The sequence below is a fragment of the Kitasatospora sp. NPDC036934 genome (assembly GCF_055608425.1).
On sequence record NZ_JBVJQR010000005.1, the window covers coordinates 66,894 to 88,501 of the forward strand.

The 21,608-nt window shown below is 75.1% G+C and carries 21 protein-coding genes; 11 read left to right on the top strand and 10 right to left on the bottom strand.

What is annotated here, in order from left to right:
• Positions 1-74 precede the first annotated feature (74 nt).
• From ACZ7BZ_RS09445 to ACZ7BZ_RS09475, 7 genes are all read left to right on the top strand, one after another.
• Positions 75-1,100: a cobalamin biosynthesis protein gene (locus ACZ7BZ_RS09445; RefSeq protein WP_470357841.1), complete on the top strand. Its 1,026-nt coding sequence runs from the start codon at positions 75-77 to the stop codon at positions 1,098-1,100.
• The gene (locus tag ACZ7BZ_RS09450; RefSeq protein ID WP_470357842.1) at positions 1,097-2,635 is read left to right on the top strand and encodes a cobyric acid synthase; all 1,539 of its coding nucleotides are present in this window, start codon (positions 1,097-1,099) and stop codon (positions 2,633-2,635) included. The genes ACZ7BZ_RS09445 and ACZ7BZ_RS09450 overlap by 4 nt, the downstream gene beginning before the upstream one ends.
• Positions 2,632-4,737 (top strand): putative cobaltochelatase, encoded by a 2,106-nt coding sequence (locus ACZ7BZ_RS09455; protein ID WP_470357843.1) that lies wholly within the window; start codon positions 2,632-2,634, stop codon positions 4,735-4,737. Before ACZ7BZ_RS09450 ends, ACZ7BZ_RS09455 begins: the two co-directional genes overlap by 4 nt.
• A gap of 6 nt (positions 4,738-4,743) precedes the next feature.
• Positions 4,744-5,349, top strand: coding sequence for a cob(I)yrinic acid a,c-diamide adenosyltransferase (gene cobO, locus ACZ7BZ_RS09460; RefSeq protein ID WP_380459016.1), 606 nt, complete (start codon positions 4,744-4,746; stop codon positions 5,347-5,349).
• 4 nt (positions 5,350-5,353) lie between these two features.
• Positions 5,354-6,736 (top strand): cobyrinate a,c-diamide synthase, encoded by a 1,383-nt coding sequence (locus ACZ7BZ_RS09465; protein ID WP_470357844.1) that lies wholly within the window; start codon positions 5,354-5,356, stop codon positions 6,734-6,736.
• Positions 6,727-7,269 (top strand): chloramphenicol phosphotransferase CPT, encoded by a 543-nt coding sequence (cpt, locus tag ACZ7BZ_RS09470; protein ID WP_470357845.1) that lies wholly within the window; start codon positions 6,727-6,729, stop codon positions 7,267-7,269. The genes ACZ7BZ_RS09465 and cpt overlap by 10 nt, the downstream gene beginning before the upstream one ends.
• Before the next feature lie 77 nt (positions 7,270-7,346).
• Positions 7,347-7,823 (top strand): OsmC family protein, encoded by a 477-nt coding sequence (locus ACZ7BZ_RS09475; protein WP_470357846.1) that lies wholly within the window; start codon positions 7,347-7,349, stop codon positions 7,821-7,823.
• Between the two features lie 34 nt (positions 7,824-7,857).
• Here ACZ7BZ_RS09475 and ACZ7BZ_RS09480 read toward each other — a convergent pair whose 3' ends face one another.
• Entirely contained in the window at positions 7,858-9,492 is a 1,635-nt protein-coding gene (locus tag ACZ7BZ_RS09480; protein WP_470357847.1) for a serine/threonine-protein kinase, read from the bottom strand.
• Positions 9,493-9,680: 188 nt separating this feature from the next.
• Here ACZ7BZ_RS09480 and ACZ7BZ_RS09485 point away from each other — a divergent pair, with 188 nt between their 5' ends.
• Positions 9,681-10,337, top strand: a complete 657-nt coding sequence (locus ACZ7BZ_RS09485; protein ID WP_470357848.1) for a class I SAM-dependent methyltransferase — start codon at positions 9,681-9,683, stop codon at positions 10,335-10,337.
• 7 nt (positions 10,338-10,344) lie between these two features.
• Here the strand turns inward: ACZ7BZ_RS09485 and ACZ7BZ_RS09490 are convergent, their stop codons facing one another.
• A complete protein-coding gene (locus ACZ7BZ_RS09490) occupies positions 10,345-10,797 on the bottom strand; it encodes a hypothetical protein (protein ID WP_470357849.1) in 453 nt (150 codons plus the stop codon).
• 97 nt (positions 10,798-10,894) lie between these two features.
• On the bottom strand, positions 10,895-11,404 hold the full coding sequence (locus tag ACZ7BZ_RS09495; RefSeq protein WP_380458997.1) for a MarR family winged helix-turn-helix transcriptional regulator: 510 nt from the start codon (positions 11,402-11,404) through the stop codon (positions 10,895-10,897).
• A 171-nt stretch (positions 11,405-11,575) separates the two neighbouring features.
• Between ACZ7BZ_RS09495 and ACZ7BZ_RS09500 the strand changes: the two genes are divergently transcribed.
• A complete protein-coding gene (locus tag ACZ7BZ_RS09500) occupies positions 11,576-12,514 on the top strand; it encodes an EamA family transporter (RefSeq protein ID WP_470357850.1) in 939 nt (312 codons plus the stop codon).
• 64 nt (positions 12,515-12,578) lie between these two features.
• On the opposite strand, the gene ACZ7BZ_RS09505 is transcribed toward ACZ7BZ_RS09500, so the two are convergent.
• The 4 genes from ACZ7BZ_RS09505 to ACZ7BZ_RS09520 form a co-directional block, all read right to left on the bottom strand.
• Positions 12,579-13,481 (bottom strand): hypothetical protein, encoded by a 903-nt coding sequence (locus tag ACZ7BZ_RS09505; RefSeq protein ID WP_470357851.1) that lies wholly within the window; start codon positions 13,479-13,481, stop codon positions 12,579-12,581.
• A gap of 97 nt (positions 13,482-13,578) precedes the next feature.
• The gene (locus ACZ7BZ_RS09510; protein ID WP_470357852.1) at positions 13,579-14,613 is read right to left on the bottom strand and encodes a TolB-like translocation protein; all 1,035 of its coding nucleotides are present in this window, start codon (positions 14,611-14,613) and stop codon (positions 13,579-13,581) included.
• A 19-nt stretch (positions 14,614-14,632) separates the two neighbouring features.
• Positions 14,633-15,952 carry an MFS transporter gene (locus ACZ7BZ_RS09515; protein WP_470357853.1) on the bottom strand — a complete coding sequence of 440 codons (1,320 nt, stop codon included), beginning with the start codon at positions 15,950-15,952 and terminating at the stop codon, positions 14,633-14,635.
• Positions 15,953-15,957: 5 nt separating this feature from the next.
• Positions 15,958-16,899: an alkaline phosphatase family protein gene (locus ACZ7BZ_RS09520; RefSeq protein ID WP_470357854.1), complete on the bottom strand. Its 942-nt coding sequence runs from the start codon at positions 16,897-16,899 to the stop codon at positions 15,958-15,960.
• 310 nt (positions 16,900-17,209) lie between these two features.
• Between ACZ7BZ_RS09520 and ACZ7BZ_RS09525 the strand changes: the two genes are divergently transcribed.
• Positions 17,210-18,646: a cobalamin biosynthesis protein gene (locus ACZ7BZ_RS09525; protein ID WP_470357855.1), complete on the top strand. Its 1,437-nt coding sequence runs from the start codon at positions 17,210-17,212 to the stop codon at positions 18,644-18,646.
• Entirely contained in the window at positions 18,643-19,701 is a 1,059-nt protein-coding gene (gene cobC, locus ACZ7BZ_RS09530) for an Rv2231c family pyridoxal phosphate-dependent protein CobC (RefSeq protein WP_470357856.1), read from the top strand. The genes ACZ7BZ_RS09525 and cobC overlap by 4 nt, the downstream gene beginning before the upstream one ends.
• Here the strand turns inward: cobC and ACZ7BZ_RS09535 are convergent.
• The 3 genes from ACZ7BZ_RS09535 to ACZ7BZ_RS09545 are packed head-to-tail and all read right to left on the bottom strand — an operon-like array spanning position 19,655 to position 21,578.
• Positions 19,655-20,506 (bottom strand): MOSC domain-containing protein, encoded by an 852-nt coding sequence (locus tag ACZ7BZ_RS09535; RefSeq protein ID WP_470357857.1) that lies wholly within the window; start codon positions 20,504-20,506, stop codon positions 19,655-19,657. The two genes, cobC and ACZ7BZ_RS09535, sit on opposite strands and share 47 nt — an antisense overlap.
• Complete coding sequence (locus ACZ7BZ_RS09540) at positions 20,500-21,042, bottom strand: hypothetical protein (RefSeq protein WP_470358026.1); 543 nt, start codon at positions 21,040-21,042, stop codon at positions 20,500-20,502. The genes ACZ7BZ_RS09535 and ACZ7BZ_RS09540 overlap by 7 nt, the downstream gene beginning before the upstream one ends.
• Positions 21,039-21,578 (bottom strand): hypothetical protein, encoded by a 540-nt coding sequence (locus tag ACZ7BZ_RS09545; protein WP_470357858.1) that lies wholly within the window; start codon positions 21,576-21,578, stop codon positions 21,039-21,041. Before ACZ7BZ_RS09545 ends, ACZ7BZ_RS09540 begins: the two co-directional genes overlap by 4 nt.
• Positions 21,579-21,608 lie beyond the last annotated feature (30 nt).

Sequence of the window (21,608 nt, forward strand, 5' to 3'; positions counted from 1 at the left end):
AGTGAGGACACCCACGCGATGCAGGCTGCCCCACCGAAGACGGACCCTCGGACAGAGCCCAGCCGCCCGCTGCCGTGCGCCCGCTGACCCGCGCCGCCGCCTTCGCGCTGGGCGCGGTCGCGGGCTACGCCGCCGACGCCCGTTTCGCCGACCCGCGCCGCGGCCACCCCGTCGCCCTGTTCGGCAGCGCCGCGACCCGACTGGAGCGGCGCCTGTGGCGCGACCACCGGGCCGCCGGGGCCGGGTACACCGCGCTGTGCGTGGGCACGGTCGCGGCCGGGGCGCTCGCCCTGGACCGTACGGTCGGACGGCGTCCGCTGGGCCGGGCCGCGCTGGCGGCCGCGGCGACCTGGACGGTGCTCGGCGGCACCTCGCTGACCCGGGAGGCGCGCACCATCGGACACTCGCTCGCCGCGGGCGACCTGACGGCGGCCCGGGAGCGGCTGCCGCACCTGTGCGGGCGGGATCCGAGCGCGCTGGACGAGCAGCAGCTCGCCCGGGCGGTGGTCGAGTCGGTGGCCGAGAACACCGCCGACGCCGTGGTGAACGCGCTGACCTGGGGCGCCCTGGCCGGCACCCCGGGCCTGCTGGCCTTCCGCGCGGTGAACACCCTGGACGCCATGGTCGGCCACCGTTCGCCCCGCTACGCCCGGTTCGGCTGGGCCTCGGCCCGGCTGGACGACCTGGCGGGCTGGCCGGGCGCCCGGCTGACGGCGCTGCTGACGGTGGCCGCCGCGCCCGAACCCCGTACCGCCTGGCGGGTCTGGCGCCGGGACGGCTCCGCGCACCCGAGCCCCAACGCCGGCCAGGCCGAGTCGGCCTTCGCGGGGGCGGTCGGCGTGCGGCTGGGCGGGAGTCTTCGGTACCCGCACGAGCCGAAGGGCGCATCGGCTTCGGGTCACGAGCGCCCGGGGGCGAATGCGGAGCCACAGCCGCGCGTGGAGCACCGGCCGGTGCTGGGGGCGGAGTTGCGGCCGGTGACGGTGGACGACATCGAGCGGGCCTGCACGCTGTCCCGGCGGGTGGGCGCGCTGGCGCTGGGTACGTCGGTCGCGGGGCATCTGGTGGTCCGCCTGTGGATGAGGAGGGGTAGGGCATGAGCAACGCACTGCTGGTCGCGGGGACGACCTCGGACGCGGGCAAGAGCGTGGTGACGGCCGGGATCTGCCGGTGGCTGGTGCGCCAGGGTGTCCGGGTGGCACCGTTCAAGGCGCAGAACATGTCGCTGAACTCCTTCGTCACCGCCGACGGCGCCGAGATCGGCCGTGCCCAGGCGATGCAGGCGCAGGCCGCCCGGGTGGAGCCGGAGGCGGCGATGAACCCGGTGCTGCTGAAGCCCGGGGCGGACGGCCGGAGCCAGGTGGTGCTGCTCGGCCGGCCGGTCGCCGAGGTGGGGGCGCTGGACTACCGGGAGCGCAAGCCCGTCCTGCTGGAGCGCGCCCTGGAGTGCCTGGCGGACCTGCGCGCCCGCTACGACGTGGTGGTGTGCGAGGGCGCCGGCTCGCCCGCCGAGATCAACCTGCGCGACCGGGACATCGCCAACATGGGCCTGGCCACGGCCGCCGCGCTGCCCGTGGTGGTGGTCGGGGACATCGACCGCGGCGGAGTCTTCGCGGCGATGTACGGCACGCTGGCGCTGCTCTCGGCGGAGGACCAGCGGCACGTCGCGGGCTGGTTCGTCAACAAGTTCCGTGGCGACGCCCGGCTGCTGGCGCCCGGGCTGGAGATGCTGCGCGAGCTGACCGGCCGTCCGGTGCTGGGCACCCTGCCGATGCTGCCGGGCCTGTGGCTGGACGCCGAGGACTCGCTGGACCTGTCCACCGTGGTGGACCGGGCGGACGGGCCCGGACCGCTGGGAGCGGACGTGCTGCGGGTCGCCGTGGTGCGCTTCCCCCGGCTGTCCAACTTCACCGACCTGGACGCGCTGGCCCAGGAGCCCGGCGTGCTGGTGCGCTGGGCGACCCGGCCGGAGGAGCTGGCGGACGCCGACCTGGTGGTGCTCCCCGGCACCCGGGCCACCGTCGCGGACCTCGCCTGGCTGCGCGAGCGCGGGCTGGAGCCGGCGCTGAAGGCGCGGGCGGCGGCCGGGCTGCCGGTCCTCGGGGTGTGTGGCGGCTACCAGATGCTGGCGCGCTCGATCGAGGACGAGGTGGAGTCCAAGGCGGGCGCGGTCGACGGCCTCGGGCTGCTGCCGACCCGGGTGCGGTTCGGCGTCGAGAAGGTGCTGGCGCGGCCGGTCGGCGAGGCGTACGGGCAGCGGGTCGAGGGCTACGAGATCCACCACGGGGTGGTGGCGGTGGAGGGCGGCGCTCCGTTCTTCTCCGATGACACCGGGCAGGGCCTGGACGGCTGCCGGGTCGGCTCGGTCTGGGGCACCACCTGGCACGGCGCGCTGGAGAACGACGGCTTCCGCCGCGAACTCATGCGCGAGATCGCCGAGTTGGCGGGCCGGGCGTTCGTGCCGGCGCCGGACACCTCGTTCGCCGCGGCGCGCGAGGCCCGGCTGGACCGGCTGGGCGACCTGATCGAGGAGCACGCGGACACCGACGCGCTGTGGAAGCTGATCGAGGGCGGGGTGCCGGCGGCCGGAACGCTGCCGTTCCTCCCGCCCGGGGCACCTGGGAGTGACGCATGAGTGACGTCCGCTATCCGTTCACCGCGATCGTCGGCATGGCCGACCTGCGGCTCGGGCTGCTGCTGAACGCGGTCTCCCCGGCCGTGGGCGGCGTGCTGGTGCGCGGCGAGAAGGGCACCGCGAAGTCGACCATGGTGCGCGCACTGGCCGGGCTGCTGCCGGCCATCGCCGTCGTGGACGACTGCCGCTTCGCCTGCGACCCGGCCGCGCCGGACCCGCAGTGCCCGGACGGCCCGCACGCCACCGCCGGGAGCCGTGAACGGCCTTCCCAGCTGGTTGAGTTGCCGGTCGGCGTGGCCGAGGACCGGATCGTCGGCTCGCTCGACCTGGAGCGCGCGCTGGCCGAGGGCGTCAAGGCGTACGAGCCGGGGCTGCTCGCCAAGGCGCACCGCGGCGTGCTGTACATCGACGAGGTGAACCTGCTCCAGGACCACGTGGTGGACCTGCTGCTGGACGCCGCCGCGATGGGCCGCTCGTACGTCGAGCGCGAGGGCGTGTCGGTGCGGCACGCGGCGCGGTTCCTGCTGGTCGGCACGATGAACCCGGAGGAGGGCGAGCTGCGGCCGCAGCTGCTCGACCGCTTCGGCCTGACCGTCGAGATCGCCGCCACCCGGGACCCGGCCGAGCGCGCCGAGGTGGTCCGGCGCCGGCTCGCCTACGACGCCGACCCGGCCTCGTTCGCCGCCCGGTTCGCCGAGGAGGAGCGGGCGCTCGCCGAACGCATCACCACGGCGAGGGACTTGCTCTCCAAGGTCGAGCTGAACGATGTGGCGCTACGTCAGATCACCGCCGTGTGCGCGGCGTTCGAGGTGGACGGGCTGCGCGCGGACATCGTGATGGCCCGCACCGCGGTCGCGCTGGCCGCCTGGGCGGGGCGGACGGAGGTGCTGGAGGAGGACGTCCGCAAGGCCGCCCAGCTGGCCCTGCCGCACCGGCGGCGGCGCAATCCCTTCGACGCCCCGGGGCTGGACGAGGAGAAGCTGGACCGGACGCTGGAGGAGCACGCCCAGCAGGACGAGCCCGAGGCGCTCCCGGAGGAGACTTCGCAGGAGCCGGAGGGCGACGGGCCGGAGCCCGAGGACGACGGACCGGGCCCGGACGGCGGCGGTGACGGCGGCCCGGGCGGCGGCGGTGCGCCCGAGCCCTCCGACGACGGCGGCACCCCGGAGGCCTCCGCCCCCGAGCCGACCGGCGCCGACACCGAGGCGCCCGCCCCGCAGCCCGTACCGGCCCAACACCCCGCCCCCGCACGGGAGTCCGCCCCGGTCGCGGCCGGGGATCCGTACCGGACCCGGCTGTTCACCGTGCAGGGCACCGGCCACGGCGCCCAGGGCCGCCGCTCCCCCGCCGAGACCACCGGCGGGCACACCGTCCGGGCCCGCCGCCCGCAGGGCACGCTGAGCCGGCTGCACCTGACCGCGACCCTGCAGGCCGCCGCCCCGCACCAGGTGGCGCGCGGGCGGTCCGGCCGGGCGCTGGTGCTGCACAAGGACGACTTCCGCGAACAGGTGCGCCAGGGACGGGAGTCCAACCTGGTGCTGTTCGTCGTGGACGCCTCCGGCTCGATGGCCGCCCGGCAGCGGATGACCGCCGTCAAGGGTGCGGTGCTGTCGCTGCTGATGGACGCCTACCAGCGCCGGGACAAGATCGGCATGATCACCTTCCGCGGCGCGGACGCCGAACTGGCGCTGCCGCCCACCTCCTCGGTGGAGGTCGGCGCCGCCCGGCTGGAGACCCTGCCCACCGGCGGCCGCACCCCGCTGGCCGCCGGCCTGCTGCGCGCCCACGAGGTGCTGCGGGTGGAGCGGCTGCGCGACCCGAACCGGCGTCCGCTGCTGGTCGTGGTCACCGACGGCCGGGCCACCGGCGGCCGCGACGCGCTCGCCCGCTCCCAGCGCGCGGCCACGCTGTTCGCTGCCCAGGGCACCGCGAGCGTGGTGCTGGACTGCGAGTCCGGACCGGTCCGGCTGGGCCTGGCCCGCACCCTGGCCGGCCTGCTCGGCGGCAGCGCCGTCAGTCTGGACGAGCTGCGCGCGGAGGGTGTGGCCTCACTCGTCCGCGCGAACCGACCCGTCTCCACTTCGATGCGAAAGGCGGCCTGAGCCGACATGCCCAAGGGTGTCCCCGAGAGCGTTCCCGACGACGGCCTGACCACCCGCCAACGCCGTACCCAGCCGATCACCGCCGTGCACACCGGCCCCGGGAAGGGCAAGTCCACGGCCGCCTTCGGCATGGCGCTGCGGGCCTGGAACCAGGGCTGGTCGGTCGGGGTGTTCCAGTTCGTGAAGTCCGCCAAGTGGAAGGTCGGCGAGGAGAACGCGCTGCGCGTGCTCGGCGCCTCCGGCGAGGGCGGCAGCGTCGACTGGCACAAGATGGGCTCCGGCTGGTCCTGGATCCAGCGCTCCGCCGAGCAGGAGATGACCAGCGAGGAGGCGGCCAAGGAGGGCTGGGAGCAGGTCAAGCGCGACCTCGCGGCCGAGACCTACCGCTTCTACGTGCTGGACGAGTTCACCTACCCGATGCACTGGGGGTGGATCGACCCGGCGGAGGTGGTGGCCGTGCTCAAGGACCGTCCGGGCAGCCAGCACGTCGTCATCACCGGCCGGTACGCGCCCGAGGCGCTGACCGAAGTCGCCGACCTGGTCACCGAGATGACCAAGGTCAAGCACCCCATGGACGCCGGCCGCAAGGGCCAGCGCGGTATCGAGTGGTGACCTCTTGAGCAACGTCCCCCGCCTCGTCGTCGCCGCGCCCTCCTCGGGCGCCGGCAAGACCACCGTCGCCACCGGCCTGATCGCGGCGCTCGCCGCACGCGGGCTGGCGGTCTCCCCGCACAAGGTCGGTCCGGACTACATCGACCCGGGCTACCACGCGCTCGCCGCCGGGCGCCCGGGCCGCAACCTGGACGCCTTCATGTGCGGGCCGGAGCGGATCGCGCCGCTGTTCCTGCACGGCGCGGCGGGGGCGGACGTCGCAGTGGTCGAGGGCGTCATGGGCCTCTTCGACGGGGCCTCCGGGCGCGGGGAGCTCGCGTCCACCGCACACGTCGCCAAGCTGCTGCGGGCGCCGGTGGTGCTGGTGGTGGACGGCAGCTCGCAATCCCGCTCGGTGGCCGCGCTGGTGCACGGCTTCGCGTCCTGGGACCCTCAGGTGCGCCTCGCCGGGGTGATCCTCAACCGGGTCGCCTCCGACCGGCACGAGCACCTCCTGCGCGAGGCCCTGGAAGAGGGCTCCGGCGTGCCCGTCCTGGGCGCGCTGCGCCGCTCGGCGGCCGTGGCCACGCCGTCCCGGCACCTCGGGCTGATCCCGGCGGTGGAGCGCTCGACGGAGGCGCTGCAGGCCGTCGCCGACATGGGCGAGCTGGTCGCTGCTTCGGTGGATCTGGACGCGGTGCTGGAACTCGCTCGTACGGCTCCGGAGTTGGGCGCCGAGCCGTGGGACGCTTCGGTGGAGGTGACGCCGGTCGCCGGGCGACCGCGGATCGCGGTGGCGGGTGGCGCCGCGTTCTCCTTCTCGTACGCCGAGAACGCCGAACTGCTCGGCGCGGCGGGCGCGGAGGTCGTTCCCTTCGACCCGCTGCACGCCTCGGCGCTGCCGGCGGGCACCGCCGGTCTGGTCATCGGCGGCGGCTTCCCGGAGCTGTACGTAAGGGAGTTGAGCGGGAACGCCGAACTGCGCGGCGCCATCGCCGGGTTCGCCGCCGCGGGCGGGCCGATCGCCGCGGAGTGCGCCGGACTGCTCTACCTGGGGCGGGAGTTGGACGGCCTGCCGATGTGCGGAGCGCTGGACACCACCGCCCGGATGACCGAACGGCTCACCCTCGGGTACCGGGAGGCCGTCGCCCTGCACGACTCCCCGCTCGCCCCGGCCGGCACCCGGCTGCGCGGGCACGAGTTCCACCGCACGGTCTGCGAACCAGGCGCCGGCGAACAGCCCGCCTGGGGCTGGCGCCTGCCGACCGGGCCGCGCACCGAGGGCTTCGCCGCCGGGAACGTGCACGCCTCGTACCTGCACCTGCACTGGGCCGGGGCGCCCGCGCTGGCGTCGTCGTTCGCGGGGGCCGCGGCGGCGTTCGATGCCGGGACGCGCCCATGCACGTGATCGTCCTCAACGGCGGCTCCAGCTCCGGCAAGTCGAGCATCGCCCGGCGCATGCAGGAGCTGCTGCCGGAGCCCTGGCTGCACCTCGGGGCGGACACCATGGTGGAGGCGCTGCCGCCGTGGCTGCTCGGCGGCGGGGAGGGCATCGGCGGACTGAGCGACGGGGACGGCACGGTGGCGGTCGGGCCGGCCTTCGCCCGGCTGGACGCCGCCTGGTCGGCCGGGGTGGCGGCGATGGCCCGAGCCGGGGCACCGGTCCTGGTGGACGAGGTGTTCCTCGGCGGAGCCGCCTCGCAGCAGCGCTGGCGCACGGCACTGGCGGGCCTGGACGTGCTCTGGGTCGGCGTGCGCTGCGACCCGGCGGTGGCCGCGGCCCGAGAGGCCGCGCGCGGGGACCGGGTCGCCGGGATGGCCGCCGCCCAGGCCTCGGCGGTGCACCGGGGCGTCACGTACGACCTGGTCGTCGACACCTCACGGGCCTCGGTGGCGGACTGCGCCGGGGTGATCCTCGCGCGGCTGTCCGAACGGGGTTGAGCCCCGCCCGGGCGGCCCGGGCGGGCTCCTGCGGTTGACTGTCCGGCAGCACACCCCATTCCCACGGAGGCAAGCCCATGGCCAGGCAGCACGAGTACACCGCCGAGATCGAATGGACCGGCAACCGGGGCACCGGCACCAGCGACTACCGCGCCTACGCCCGCGACGTCGAGGTCTCCGCCGAAGGCCTGCCGGGCATCCCCGGCTCCGCCGACCCCGCCTTCCGCGGCGACCCGGCCCGCTGGAACCCGGAGCAGTTGCTGCTGGTCGCGCTCTCCCAGTGCCACCTGCTCTCGTACCTGCACCAGTGCGCGGTGAACGGGGTCGTGGTGACCTCGTACGTCGACCGGCCTACGGGCACCCTGGCCGTGACGCCGGAGGGCGGGCGCTTCACCTCGGCGGTGCTGCGCCCCCGGGTCGAGGTCGCCGAGCCGGGCATGGTGGAGCGGGCGCTCGCCCTGCACGCGGCGGCGAACCGGGGCTGCTTCATCGCCAACTCGGTCGACTTCCCGGTGCGGCACGAAGCCGAGGTGACGGTGGCGGTCGCGGGGTAGGGCGGGTCAGGCGAGTCCGGCGGATCTCGTCGGGTCAGAGCGCGAGGGTCTGCCAGCCCCGGGTGATCTGCTCGTGGACGGCCGTCGGGTCCGGAGCCGTCGGCTGGGCCGCCGCCAGTGCCGCCAGCAGGCCGGTGCCGTCCGCCGGGCGCTGGGCCGGGTCGACGGCCAGGGCTCGGCGGACCACGGCGGCGAGCGTCGGGTCGAGGGCCTCGACCGCCGCCAGTGCGGCCGGCTCGGGCCCGGTGTCCACGATCCGGCGGATCACCGCGCCCGTGTTGGTAGCCGCGAACGGGCTCGCGCCGTGCGCCGCGCACACCACGCAGCACGCCCAGGCCCACACGTCGGCCGCCGCACCGACCCGCTCGTCGCCGAACTGCTCCGGCGCCATGTACGTCAGGGTGCCAGGACCGCCGCCGGTGGCGGTCAGCCGGGTGCCGTCCACGATCGCCGCGATGCCGAAGTCCAGCAGGCGCGGGCCGGCCGTGGTCAGCATGATGTTGGCGGGCTTGAGGTCCCGGTGGACCAGCCCGAGCCGGTGCACCCCGGACAGCGCCACGGCCAACGCCAGCGCGAGGGCGCGCAAGGCCTCGGCCGAACGGATCGGCCCCTGCTCGCGCAGATGGGCGTCCAGCGGGCGGCCGTCCAGCAACTCCATCGCCAGGTACGGGCGTCCGGCGTCCACACCGGTGTCGAGCACCCGGGCGGTGTAGGCGCCGGGGACCATCGACAGCACCTCGGACTCGCGCTGGAAGCGGCGCAACAAGTCGGCGTCGTGGAGGAGTTCGAGGTTGATGGTCTTCAGCGCGACCTGGGTGGCGGAGCCCTGGCGCCGGGCCAGGTAGACCGTGCCCATGCCGCCGGAGCCGATCCGGCCGAGGAGCTGGTAGCCGCCGATCGTACGGGGCTCATGGGCACCGAGCGGGCTGCCGACGGGCGGGGCCGATGGGGTGGGCGGCGTGAACTGGGTGGGGACGTACGGCGCCTGGGGCGGGGCGTGCACCGCCTGCGGCGGGACGGTGGGTGCGTACGGGTTCGGCGCTGCCATGGGTGCCTGGGCCGCTTGGGCGCTCACCGCCTCCGCGCCGACCGGCTTGGGGTGGCGGCTCACGAGTACGGCGACTATCTGGAACACCACGGCGGCGAGGAGCAGTGCGACCGGCAGGACGAACACGCCGATCACCGCGCGGAGCACGAGCAGGCCGATGACCTGGGTCCGGGTCCGGCCGGCCGACCAGGCCTGTGGCGGCAGGCCGTTGGTCAGCAGCTTGCGCTGGGTCAGGTAGCAGAGCAGCAGCCAGAGCGGCAGGCACGTGACGAAGCCGGCGATGTACCAGGTCCGCACCACGGCGAGGGACGTGTGCGTCTGGAAGGCGAGGTACCTCACGTTATCGAGGTCGAACGGCTGCCCCAGCCCCTCGTAGAGGATGGTGCTCCAGACGCGCAGGAGAGCCAGCAGCCCCACGACGGCCAGCAGGCCCACTGCGAGCTCGCCGACGGTCGCGCCGACGCCGCCCGGCGCACCCGCGGTCGCGTCCGTGCCCGTGGCCGCCAACGCCCGTCGGCGCGCGGCCGTCTGGGCGCGCACCAGCACCGGCAGTGTCGCCAACCGGAGCAGCAGCGCCGCACCGATCGTGGTCAGTACGGCAACGTCCAACGTGCTCAGCATGCTTCCCCCTGGCTTATCGAGCACACGGAGTATAGGCGGCGCCTGCGGTCGCTAGGCCTCCGCGTCCAGCAGTGCGCCGAGGTGGCGGTCGGTCTCCGCGCGCAGTTCCTCCGGCATCGGCACGTGCCAGTGCCCGCCGCCGGCCGTGGCGTTGAACACATGTCGGTGGTGGCGGGGAGGATGGAGCCATGGGTGACTCCGGCAAGGCCATCGCCGACTACTGGGACGCGGCCGCTGCGGCCTTCGACGAGGAGCCGGACCACGGCTTGCGGGTGGCGGCGACGCGGGCGGCGTGGGAGCGGCGGGTGCGCGGGTGGTTGCCGTCGGGGGCGGTGGACGTGCTCGATGTCGGCTGTGGGACGGGGTCGTTGGCGGAGCTGGTGGCGGCGGGCGGGCACCGGGTGACGGGGGTGGACCTGGCGCCGCGGATGGTCGCGCGGGCGCGGGCGAAGCTGGCGGCGGCCGGGCTGGCGGGGCGGTTCCTGGTGGGGGACGCGGGCGCGCCGCCGGTGCGGGAGGGCGGCTTCGACGTGGTGCTGTCGCGCCACCTGGTCTGGACACTGCCCGACCCGGAGCGGGCGCTGCGCGCCTGGGTGCGGCTGCTGCGGCCCGGCGGGCGGCTGGTGCTGGTCGAGGGACGGTGGCGCGAGGCGGGCGAGCCGTCGGCGCCGTACGTCGCCGGGGCGGGGCACCTGCCGTGGGGTGGGGGTGTCGGGGCGGAACGACTCGTGGCGGCGGTGAGGCCGTTGGTGGCGGCGTTGCGCGTGGAGCCGCTCAGTGGGGACGCGGTGCTGTGGGGCGGCCCGGTGGCCGACGAACGCTACGCGCTGGTCGCCGAGGTGTAGCGAAGGGCTACGAACCGCTGCCGAAGGTCCCGTTGAGCGGGTCGCCGAGGAAGCAGGCGGTGCAACGGAGGCGGGTGTAGATCGCCACCGTGCCCATGCAGACGTCCTCGCGACCGTCGAGCGGGGAGAGCGAGCCGGCCGGCCCGCCGCACTCCAGGCAGCGGCGGTGGGGGCGGGCGCTGACCGAGCAGGACCGGCAGATCAGGTGGGTGGGGTGTTCGGCGTGCACGACGACGGGCTGGGGGCCGCCGTGGAGCAGATGGTCGCACCAGGTGCAGGACTCGTCCCGCTGCGAGGCGAGCATCCGCTCCCGGGTCTCCCGCTGCCACTTGGCCGCGTTCTGCAGCGGCACCTTGACCGGCGGGCCCCAGCCGGCGGCGGCGAGCCACTGGGCGCCCTCCGCCCCGGCGGCCCGCAGCTGGTCGTCGACGGCGATGTCCCTGGGGGTCTTGCGGCTCATCGGGCCCCTCCTCCGGCGCGGCGTCCCGACGGGTTAACGCGGCCGGGAGGTGGTGGTCACGCGAACGACCCGGCCGTCAGCCCGAACGACCCGGCCGTCAGCCCAGCGGTTCGGTGTCGCCGTGGGCGACGAGCAGCTTGCGCAGCAGGGTGTCGAGTTGGGCGCGCTCGTCAGCGTCGAGGGCGGTGAGGATGCGTTCCTCGTTGCGGATGTGGCCGGGCAGGGCGGCGTCGATGAGCTCCTTGCCGGCCGGGGTGAGGCGGACGAGGACGGCGCGGCGGTCGGTCGGGCAGGGGTTGCGTTCGACCAGGCCCTTGGCGGAGAGCTTGTCGACGCGGTTGGTGATGGCGCCGGAGGTGACCATGGCGGACTTGAGCAGGGCACGGGCGTTGAGCTCGTAGGGTTCGCCGGAGCGGCGGAGGGTGGCGAGGACGTCGAACTCGGAGGGGTCCAGGCCGCAGGTGAGGAAGTAGTCGCGCAGGGCGTTGTCGACCCGGACGTTGAGCCGCCGCAGCCGGCCGATCAGGGCCATCGCCTCCAGCGGCAGGTCGGGGCGGTTCCTGGCCCACTGCTCGGCGATGTCGTCGACGGTGTCGCGCTGCTGCATGGCCTGTCATCTCCCTCGTGGCTGCTGCTCCACCGGTCCGCCGCTCCACGGCTTGCCGGTCTACCGGTCGGTCGCAGATATCTTAACATTCACATACTTGACGTTCGCCGATCCCGGGCGTAGAAATATCTCAACGTTCAGATAATCAACGTTGAGGGGATTGGGATCGCCATGGACCGCAAGCGCGCAGGGATCGCCGCCACCGCCGCACTCGCCCCGGCCGCCTGGGGCACCACCTACCTGGTCACCACCCAGCTGCTGCCCGAAGGCCGCCCGCTGCTGCTCGCCGCACTGCGGGCACTGCCCGCCGGACTGCTCCTGCTGCTGATCGGCCGCAAGCTGCCCAGGGGGCGCTGGTGGGGGCGCGCGGCGGTGCTCGGGATGCTCAACATCGGACTGTTCTTCCCGCTCACCTTCGTCGGCGCCTACCGCCTGCCCGGCGGCGTCGCGGCCACGATCGGGGCGATCCAGCCTCTGCTGGTCGCCGGGTTCTCGATCGGCGTGCTCCGGGTCCGGCCCGGGCGCCGGGCGCTGCTCGCCGGGCTGGCCGGGGTCGGCGGCGTGGCCCTGCTGGTGCTCAAGAGCGGGGCGACCCTGGACGGCGTCGGGATCGCCGCCATGGTCACCGCGATCGGGCTGATGGCCATGGGCACCGTCCTCACCCGCCGCTGGGGCCGTCCGGAGGGCGCCACCATGGTCGACCTGACCGCGTGGCAGCTGCTCGCCGGCTCGCTGTTCCTGGTCCCGCTCGCGGCGCTGGTCGAGGGCGCGCCGCCGGCCCTGAGCGTCTCCAACCTGGCGGGCTTCGCCTACCTCGGGCTGCTCAGCACCGCGCTCGGGTACGTGCTGTGGTTCCGCGGCATCGAGCGGCTGGGCGCCGGACCGGCGTCGTTCCTGGGGCTGATCAACCCGGTGGTGGCCACGGTCGGCGGCCTGGTCGTGCTCGGCCAGACGCTCACCGCGTGGCAGGTGCTGGGACTGCTGCTGGCACTCGGCGCCATGCTGGTCGGCCAGGCCCCGGCCCGGCGCACCGCCCCGGCCGCCCCCGCAGCGGCCGCCAACCCGGCACCCGCGCCCGTACCCGCACCCCAGCCGGCGACCGCCCGCTGACGGCCCCCGCCTCCGCTCCGCCCCGCCCGGTCACCGACCCGGGCGGGGCGGAGCCGCAGGGGGCTCAGCCGGTGGCGCGGATGTAGATGTCGGCGGCGCCCGGCAGCCCGCCCGGGATGGTGGCGACGTAGATCCGGCGGGCGCTGGGGGTGTGGGTGGGGACGGCGGACGGGGTCGCGGTGGGTGTCCAGGTCGGGGTCGGGCTCAGGACCGGGGTCGGGCTCGGCATCGGGGCCGGGCTCAGGACCGGGGTCGGGCTCGGGTCGGGCGCACCGTCCTCCGGCTCGCCGTCACCGGTCACGCTCGTGGAGCCGCCCGCCCCGCCGTCCACGGTGGGCTCGCCGGCGTCGTCGCCGTCGTCGTCGGCATCGGTCGGGGTCGGGGTCAGGGTCGGGGCCGGGATCGGCTCCGCCGCGATGGACGCGGAGGTCGCCCCGGACCGTGGTTCCGTGACCTCCGGGGCGGCGGCGGACGGCGAGGCCGACGCCCCGGACCCGGCCGCCCCCTCCGGCCCCTCCGGCAGCTCCGGGGCCTCGGCCGGCTCGTCGCCCCCGAGGGCGGCGGCGAGGTCCGGTGGCAGCGGTGCGGCGGGCCCGGGCTCGGGGAGGTCGTAGGTGCGCAGGAAGTCGCCGAGGCCGGGCTCCTTGCCGCCGCCGAGCCGGTAGTGAAGGTAGGCGATGGGCGCGCCGTCGGAGGTGCGGGTGTAGACGGCGCCGACCGGGACGTAGTAGCGGCCGGCGCCGGGGTGCTGGGAGGGGTGGAGGCCGGCCAGGCGTTCGGCGCGGTCCCGGTCGGTCTCCCGCCCGGCCCGGCCGACGGTGAGCGCGTTGACGCCGCGCACCACCAGGGCGGCGCCGGCCGACACGCACAGCACCAGGCCGACGGCGACGGTGCGCCGCAGCACGGGTCGGCCGTGCAGGGCCGGCCAGGAGTCGGTGACCATCCGCTCGGGTGGAATACCGTCCACGGTTCGCTCGCTCCCCCGCTCCGATCAGGACGTCCGGCCGGCACGTTCGGCCGGGACGTCACTCTCTGCTCGACGTGGGACGCTAGCGGAGAGTTCCTCAGCCCAGGTAGGCGGGGGCGACGGCCGCCTTGGTGACCAGCCGGGCGGCGCCGGAGCCGTCGGCCGGGACGGTCCACAGGTCGGCGCCGTAGTCCCCGGGGAGGGCGTAGATCAGCGTCCCGTCGTCGGACCAGAGCGCCTGGTCGTCGATGTTGCGCTGCTCGGCGGTGGCGGTCTCCGTCCCGGTCGCCAGGTCGAGGACGTACAGCCGCCAGGGGGCGTCGGGCGACAGGCCGGGGACGCGCTTCTTGTACGCGATGCGGGTGCCGTCGGGGGAGAGGGAGGGGCACTCGACGTTGTCGTGCACGGTGGCGAGGGTGCGGGCGGCGAGGTCACCGCGGACCAGGTGGGTCTGCCCGGCACTGGCCAGGGTGGCGTAGAAGGTGTTGTCGTCGGCGAAGGTCACGCCCCAGATGTTGATGTCGTGCGCCTGGTACGGGTGGCCGTCCTTGATGACGGCGAAGTCCTCCAGGTTCTCCCGCAGGTTCCAGTCCCGGACGTCGACGATCGAGCTGCGGGTGGAGAAGTCGCTGCCCGCATAGGAGTCGCCGCTGACGAAGACCGTCCAGGCGGCGAGGTGTCCGGACGGGGAGACCCGGGCACGGGTGGGGATGCCGGCGGCGGGGAAGGAGCGCCGTTCGTGCAGGTGGTCGTCCAGGACGACGGCGCGGTAGGTGTCGTCCAGCGCGCCGTGCTGGGCCTGGAGGCAGATGCCGGTGCCGGCGGCGGCGTGGAAGCGCAGGCACTGGGTGCCGGAGGCGGTGCGCGGGCCGTCGGGGTGGTCGGCGGGGACGGTGGTGATCTCGTCCCGGTGCGGACCCCAGGCCATGTTGCGGAAGAGCAACTGGCGGCCCTTCGAGGGCACTTGGAGGGAGACCGGGCCGGGTTCGACGGCTGGCCCGCCCGCCTGGGTGCGGTCGCGCTCGGCGGTGCGGTCGGCGGCGTACAGGACGGCGCCGGTGCCGACCGCACCGAGCACCAGGACGGCGAGCAGCAGCACGATCACCCGGCTGCGGTTGTTCTGCAGGTTCACGGTCTCTCCTCGACGACGCTCACGAACTCTCCTCCTCGGCAACCGGCTCCGGCGCCCGCAGCACCATCGCCGCGCCGGCCACGCACAGCGCCAGCGCACCTGCCGACCAGGCCAGCGCGCCCGGCCCGCCGACCGCGCTCCACAGCGCACCGAACAGCAGCGAGCAGGCGAACCGAGCCAGCGCCTGCCCGGTGCCGACCAGGGCGAGTCCGGCACCGCGCTGCTCGGCGGGCACCGCGTCGGCCGCCGCGGCGGCGAGCACGCCGTCGGTGGCGGCGTAGAAAGAGCCGTGCAGCACCAGCACGCAGATCACCGCGGGCAGCCCGCGCAGCGGCGAGAGCAGCAGCCCGTACGCGAGCAGCAGGACGCCGTGTCCGAGCAGGAAGAGCCGGCGGCGTCCGATCCGGTCGGCGAGCGAGCCCAGCGGGACGGCGAGCAGCAGGAAGGCGGCGGCGGTGCCGAGCGGCAGCAGCGGGAACAGGTCGACGGACAGGCCGAGTCGGCGCTGGATCAGCAGGTAGAGGAAGGAGTCGCTGACGGTGGTCAGCCCGAGCAGCACGGCGCACAGGGTGAGCCGGCGCAGTCCGGGCCGTCGCAGCAGGGTGAGGCTGCTGCGCAGCGTGAGCGCGGCGGCTGACGGGTCGTCACCGACCTGCCGGTTGGGCACGAACAGCAGCAGGATCAGCACGCCCAGCGCGGCGACGCAGGCGCTGACGGTGAACACCGCGTCGTAGCCGTGCCGTTCGCCGCCGTCGGCGAGCAGCGGGCCGCCGGCCAGCCGCAGCACCAGGAAGGCGGTGAGCGGGCCGAGCAGAGCGCCGGCCGTGTCCATCGCCCGGTGCACGCCGAACGCCCTTCCGCGGTGGGCGGGTTCGGTCGCCAGCGAGATCATGGCGTCCCGGGGCGCGGTGCGCAGGCCCTTGCCGGTGCGGTCGGCGGCGATGACGGCGCCGATCAGCGGCACGGTGTGGACGAGCAGCAGCAGCGGCCGGCAGAGCGCGGAGAGCCCGTAGCCGATGGCCGCGACGGTCTTGTGCCGGGCGGCGCCGTCGCGGCCTCGGCGGTCGGCGAGGTGGCCGCCGGCGAGCCGGACCAGGGCGCTGAAGCCGTTCTGGATGCCGTCGAGCAGGCCGAAGCCGAGCGGGGAGAGGCCGAGTCCGGTGAGCAGGTAGAGCGGCAGCACGGCGTTGACCATCTCGGAGGAGATGTCGGTGACCATGCTGACGGCGCCGAGGGCGAGAACCGCCCCCGGCACTGAGCGCAGGGCGGCGCCCCGCCGCACCTGGCCGGTGGCCGGTGCGACGGGGGCCTTCGAGCTGCGGGAGTCCGCGACGTACACGGGCGTCAGTTCCAGATGCCGGTGATGTCGGAGGCGTTGGCGGAGTTGCCGGCGTGGGCGTTGACGCCGGCCAGGTCCTCCAGGGTGTGCAGCACGTCGTAGTGGTTGTAGGTGGTGGCGGTGGAGCTGCCGGGGGCGACGTGGGCGCCGTAGACCACGGTCGGGATGCGGTTGCCGGCCAGCCTGTTGTCCTCGTCGAAGGTCACCACCAGCAGGCTGTTGTTGCTCTTGGCCCACTGCGCGTATGCGTCGAGGTTGCTCTGCAGCCAGGAGTCGCCGGTGCCGACCGAACAGTCGTGCATGTCGTCGCAGAGGTCGGGGATGACGAAGGAGACCTTGGGCAGGGTGGTGAAGTCGGTCGGGAAGGCGTCCATCCCGTAGGCGCTGGAGGTGGGGACGTTGCCGAAACCGAACCACGGGTTGTGCTTCTGGGCGTAGTTGCCGCTGCTGCAGTCGGTGGCGCCGGTTCCGGGCAGGCCCTCGTTGTAGCTGGCCCAGGTCTGGTTGGCGGCGAGCAGCTCGGAGGCCAGGTTGGGCTGCTGGAACGCGCCGACGTCCACGCAGCTGTCGTCGGTGACGCCCTGGGCGCTGCCGGAGAACAGCATGTAGTAGTTGGGCTGGCTGGGGTGGGTGAGCGCGAAGGACTGGGTCAGCGTCGCGCCGCCGGCGGCCAGCGTGCCGTTGATGTACGGCGCCTTGGAGCTGCCGATGACCTGCGAGTACGCGTGGTTCTCCAGCATGACGACGATGACGTGGTCGGGGCTGGGCAGGCCGGCCGCGGTGTCGGCGGCGGCACTGCCGCCCGCGGCCCACAGGCCGAGCGAGCCGGCGACCAGGCCGAGACCGGTGGCGAGGGCGGTGATCGGGCGGAGCCTGCGGCGACGGGCGGGGCGCGGGCCCGCGGCGGGGGTGGGGGTGCCGGGGGTGCGGGGTCGTGCGAAGGCCATGGGGTCCTCCGGGTGTCGGGGCTTCCGGGGCGGGAGCGCCGAGAACAGTAGGATCGCCGCGTGACGTGTACGGCACAAGGGAAATGAAGAACAGAAGAACAGCTGCGAGGCCGTCCCCGTACGTACCGACCACGGACGGCCACGGGCGGCCACGGGCGGCGGACAGCGGCGGCTGGCCACGGACGGCGGCGACTGGCGGCGGACGGCGGCGGAGGTCACAGGCGCCGCGATTGACCCGTTTCGGCCTTGCGTGGTGGGATCACGGGGGCCCGGGAGCCCAGGGCCCGGGAACAGCAAGGAGTGCGGGAACGTGATCGGACTGGTCGCCCTCTACGGGCCCGGCCGCCCGCTGGCCGGCGAACTGCACGACCTCTGGCCGGAGGCCACCCACGTCTACCGGGCCTCGCACGGCAACTGCTTCCAGGGACCGGAGGCGATGCAGTTCGCGCTCACCGAGCACCGCCAGGTGATCGCCGTCGGCGCACTGGGCTCCGTCGTCGGACTGCTGAGCGATGACCGGGTCGCGGTCCCGCGCGGGGCCGAGGTGCTCTGCCTGGACCCGGGGCGGCGCTGGGTGATCCCGCTGACCCACGCCGACTCCGCCGAGGAGCTGGCCCGGGAGGTGGCGGCCGCCCTCGGGGTCACCCCGGTGTTCACCGGCCCGCCGCCGGGCCCGGAGGCCCCGCTCGACCCGCTCGTCCCGCACGCCACCCGCCTCTACCGCCCCGGCGCCCGCGAGGTGGACCGGGCGGTGGCGGACGGCCGCCCGGTCCGGCTGGTCGGCGAGGTGCCGTACCCGCTGCCCGCACTGCCGCCCACCATCCGGCCGGACGCCCCCGAGGACGCCCCCGTGCTGCGGATCACCGACCGGGAGGACCCCGGCAGCAGCGACCTCCTGGTCATCCCGCGCACCCTGGTGGTCGGCATCGGCGCCGGCAGTGGCACCGAACCGGCCGACGCCATGCGGCTGTTGACGGACGTCCTGAAGGAGACCGGCTACCTGCGCTCGGCGATCGCCCGGATCGCCACCGTGGCCGGCAAGGCCGACCACCCGGCGGTGCGGTGGGCCGCGCGCTGCCTGCACGTGCCGGTGGAGGAGCACCCGGCGGAGGAGCTGGCGCGGCGCGCCGTGCCGAACCCGTCCGAGGCCGTCGGCGCGGCGGTCGGCACCGCGAGCGTCGCCGAGGCGGCGGCGCTGGCCAGTGCGGACGGCGGTGAACTCGTCGTCGCCAAGCGGAAGTCGGCGACGGCCACGGTGGCGATCGCCCGGGCGGCGGTGCGCGGACGGCTGGCGCTGGTCGGCCTCGGGCCGGGCGCCCACGACCTGCTGGTGCCGCGCGCACTGGCCGAACTGCGGCGCGCCTCGGTGGTGGTGGGCCGGCCGGAGGCCGTCGAGGCGGTGGCCGCGCTGCTCCGGCCGGGAACGCGCCGGGTCGCGGTGCCGGAGCCCGGGACGGTGCGGAACACCCGTGGCGAGGTGCTGGAGTGGGCCGGGGCGGCCATGGACCACGCCGGCCAGGTCGTCGACCACACCGGGGCGGCCGTCACCCTGGCCGCGCACGGGCACGCCGTCGCCCTGGTGGCCCTCGGCGACGGCTCGGGGCTCACCGTGCCGCCCGGCCCGTACGAGGTCCTGCGGGTGCCCGGCCTGCCCGGCCCGTCCGAGGCGCCCGGCCAGCCCGGGGAGCCCGCTCGGACCGGCGAACCCTGCGAGCCCGCACAGACCGGCGTTGGAGCGACCGCATGACCACCCACGAACCCGACCTGCGCCACCACGGCGACGCCGAGGTGCGCGCCGACGGCCGCGAGCTGGTCGACCTCGCCGTCAACGTCCGCACCGACACCCCTCCGGCCTGGCTGCGCGAACACCTCGCCGCCACCCTCGGCACCCTGGCCGCTTACCCCGACCAGGGCACCGCCCGCGCCGCGGTGGCCGCCCGGCACCGGCGCTCGGTCGAGGAGGTGCTGCTCACCTCCGGAGCGGCCGAGGCCTTCGTCCTGCTCGCCCGCGTTCTGATGGCTCGTCACATGGTTGTGGTGCACCCGCAGTTCACCGAGCCGGAGGCGGCCCTGCGGGACGCCGGGCACCAGGTGCACCGGGTACTGCTCTCCCCCGACGACGGATTCCGGCTGGGCACCGTCCCGGAGGAGGCGGACCTGGTCGTCCTCGGCAACCCGACCAACCCGACCTCCGTCCTGCACCCCGCCGAGGCCGTCGCCGCGCTCGCCCGACCCGGGCGCACCCTGGTGGTGGACGAGGCGTTCATGGACACCGTGCCGGGCGAACGGGAGTCCCTCGCCGCCGCCCGGGGCCTGCCCGGACAGGTCGTCGTGCTGCGCAGCCTCACCAAGACCTGGGGTCTGGCGGGCCTGCGGATCGGCTACGTCCTCGGACCGGCGCCGCTGATCGCCGCCCTCGGCGCCGCCCAGCCGCTCTGGCCGGTCTCCACCCCGGCGCTGGCCGCCGCCGAGGCCTGCAGTGGTCCGTCGGCACTGGCCGAGGCGGACCGGGCAGCCGCCGAACTCGCCTTGTGGCGCGACTACTTGCTGAAGGGGTTGGCCGCCTTCCCGACGCTGCGGGTGTACGGCGAACCGGCCGCCTCCTTCGTCCTGGTCCGACTGCCGGGCGCGGCGGCGGTCCGCGAGCGGCTGCGCGAGCACGGCTTCGCCGTCCGGCGCGGGGACACCTTCCCCGGCCTCGGCGAGGACTGGCTGCGGATCGCCGTCCGGGACGAGGAGACCACCGACCGCTTCCTCAGCACCCTGGAAAAGGTGCTGGGTTCGGCGCCGGCTCCAGCCTGACCGGGTCGCCGGTACGGATCGACCCCGGCGCCAGCACCTGGGCGTACACCCCCGCGCAGGGCAGCGCCGGCATGCCCTCCAACGGGACCAGCCGGTTGAGTTCGGCGGGCCCGCGCAGCGCCTCCGTCCGGCGCGGCAGCCCGCCGTGCCGCAGGGTGGGGACGGCGCAGCGCGGGGTGGGGGCCACGATGCGCAGTCGCAGCTCCGCCCCGACGGTCAACTCCCGCCCCACCCAGGCGTTCTCGACGAAACCCTCGCCCTCGGTGCGGATCACCAGGTTGGGTCGGTAGCGCTCGGCCTCGACTCCGGCACCGGCACCGGCACCGGCACCGACGGCGCGCAGCGTGGAGCTGGTGATCAGGTGCAGCGGGGCGAAGTCGAAGAACCCACCCTCCGCCGCGGCCCGCCCCAACTCGCTGATGGTGAACGGTACTTCCGCCTCGATCCCGCGCGCCAGCACCTCCTCCGGCACGGCCCGCTCGACCGTCGCACCGGGCGGGCGCTCGGCGATCAGGACGAGTTCGCGGCCGAAGGCCTCGGACAGTTCCGCCTCACTGGCGGCCCGCCCGTCCGGGCCGGTGACGGCCACCCGGCCGTCCGCCGCGGTCGTCGCCGAGTAGCCGAGCAGTCCGGCCCACCGGTGGGGGTTCTTGGCGCTGGCCACCCGTCCGCTCACCACGTCCAGCAGAGCCCGCCCGCGGTCGCCGGCCAGGCCCCGCGCGGACACCTCGACCGCCGAAAGCTCCTCCCCCAGCAGCGACTTGACCGGGTAGCGGCGCAGCCGTTCGATCCTGCCGATCAGCACGCCGGCTCCTCCTCCGCCCACTCCCGCAGCGCCGCGAAGTGCAGCTCCCGCAGCCCCGCCCGGGGGTCCACCCAGAGCGGCAGCGCCTCGGCCGGGTGGTTCGCCGCGATCCACTCGATGTCCTGCGGCCCGAGCTCGTCGTCCAGCCAGACGAACGGCCGCCCGTCCGCCCAGACCACCACGTCCCTGGTCTTCCAGTGCAGCCCGTCCGGATCCTCGCCGAACAGGTTCGTCCAGGAGATGTACGGGAGTTCGGGCAGCCCGATGCGCGGGCCGATCAGCGCGTTCGCCTCGGCCATCCAGGTGGTGGCCCACACCAGCTCGTACGGCAGCGCCAGCAACTCCGGTCCGTGCGCCGGGTTCAGCCACACCCGCAGCGGCTCGACCTCCTCCCGCGGGTGCGGCGCGTGCCGGGCCACCCAGGACTCGGGCAGCAGCCGGTGGGTGCCGTAGCCGTCGGGGCAGTCGGTGTCGGGCGCGGCGTACGGGTTGAGCGGTCCGTCCACGTCGATCAGGAGCAGCGGGCGGCCGGTCATGCGGCGGCCGCCCACTCCAGCAGGGTCGCGAAGTCCCCGGCGCGCATGCCCTTCCGGGGGTCGACGTGCAGGGCGAGCGCCGGGCCGGGGTGGTGGGCGGCGATCCACTCGGCGTCCTGCGGCCCGAGCTCGTCGTCCACCCAGACGAACGGCCGCCCGTCCGCCCAGACCACCACGTCCCTGGTCTTCCAGTGCAGCCCGTCCGGATCCTCCCCGAAGAGGTCCGTCCAGGAGATGTACGGGAGTTCGGGCAGCCCGATGCGCGGGCCGATCAGCGCGTTCGCCTCGGCCATCCAGGTGGTGGCCCACACCAGCTCGTACGGCAGCGCCAGCAACTCCGGCCCGTGCGAGGGGTTCAGCCACACCCGCAGCGGCTTCGCCTCCTCCCCCTCGGCGGCCCGCCGGCTCTGTCGCTCGGCCCACCAGCTGGGCATCAGGTCATGGGTGCGGTAGCCGTCCGGCCTCCGGAACCTGGGCGCGGCGAAGGGGTTGAGGGGTCCGTCCACGTCGAGGAGGAGCAGCGGCTGTCGGGTCATGCCGTGAATTGTCCGGTGGCCAACCGAAAT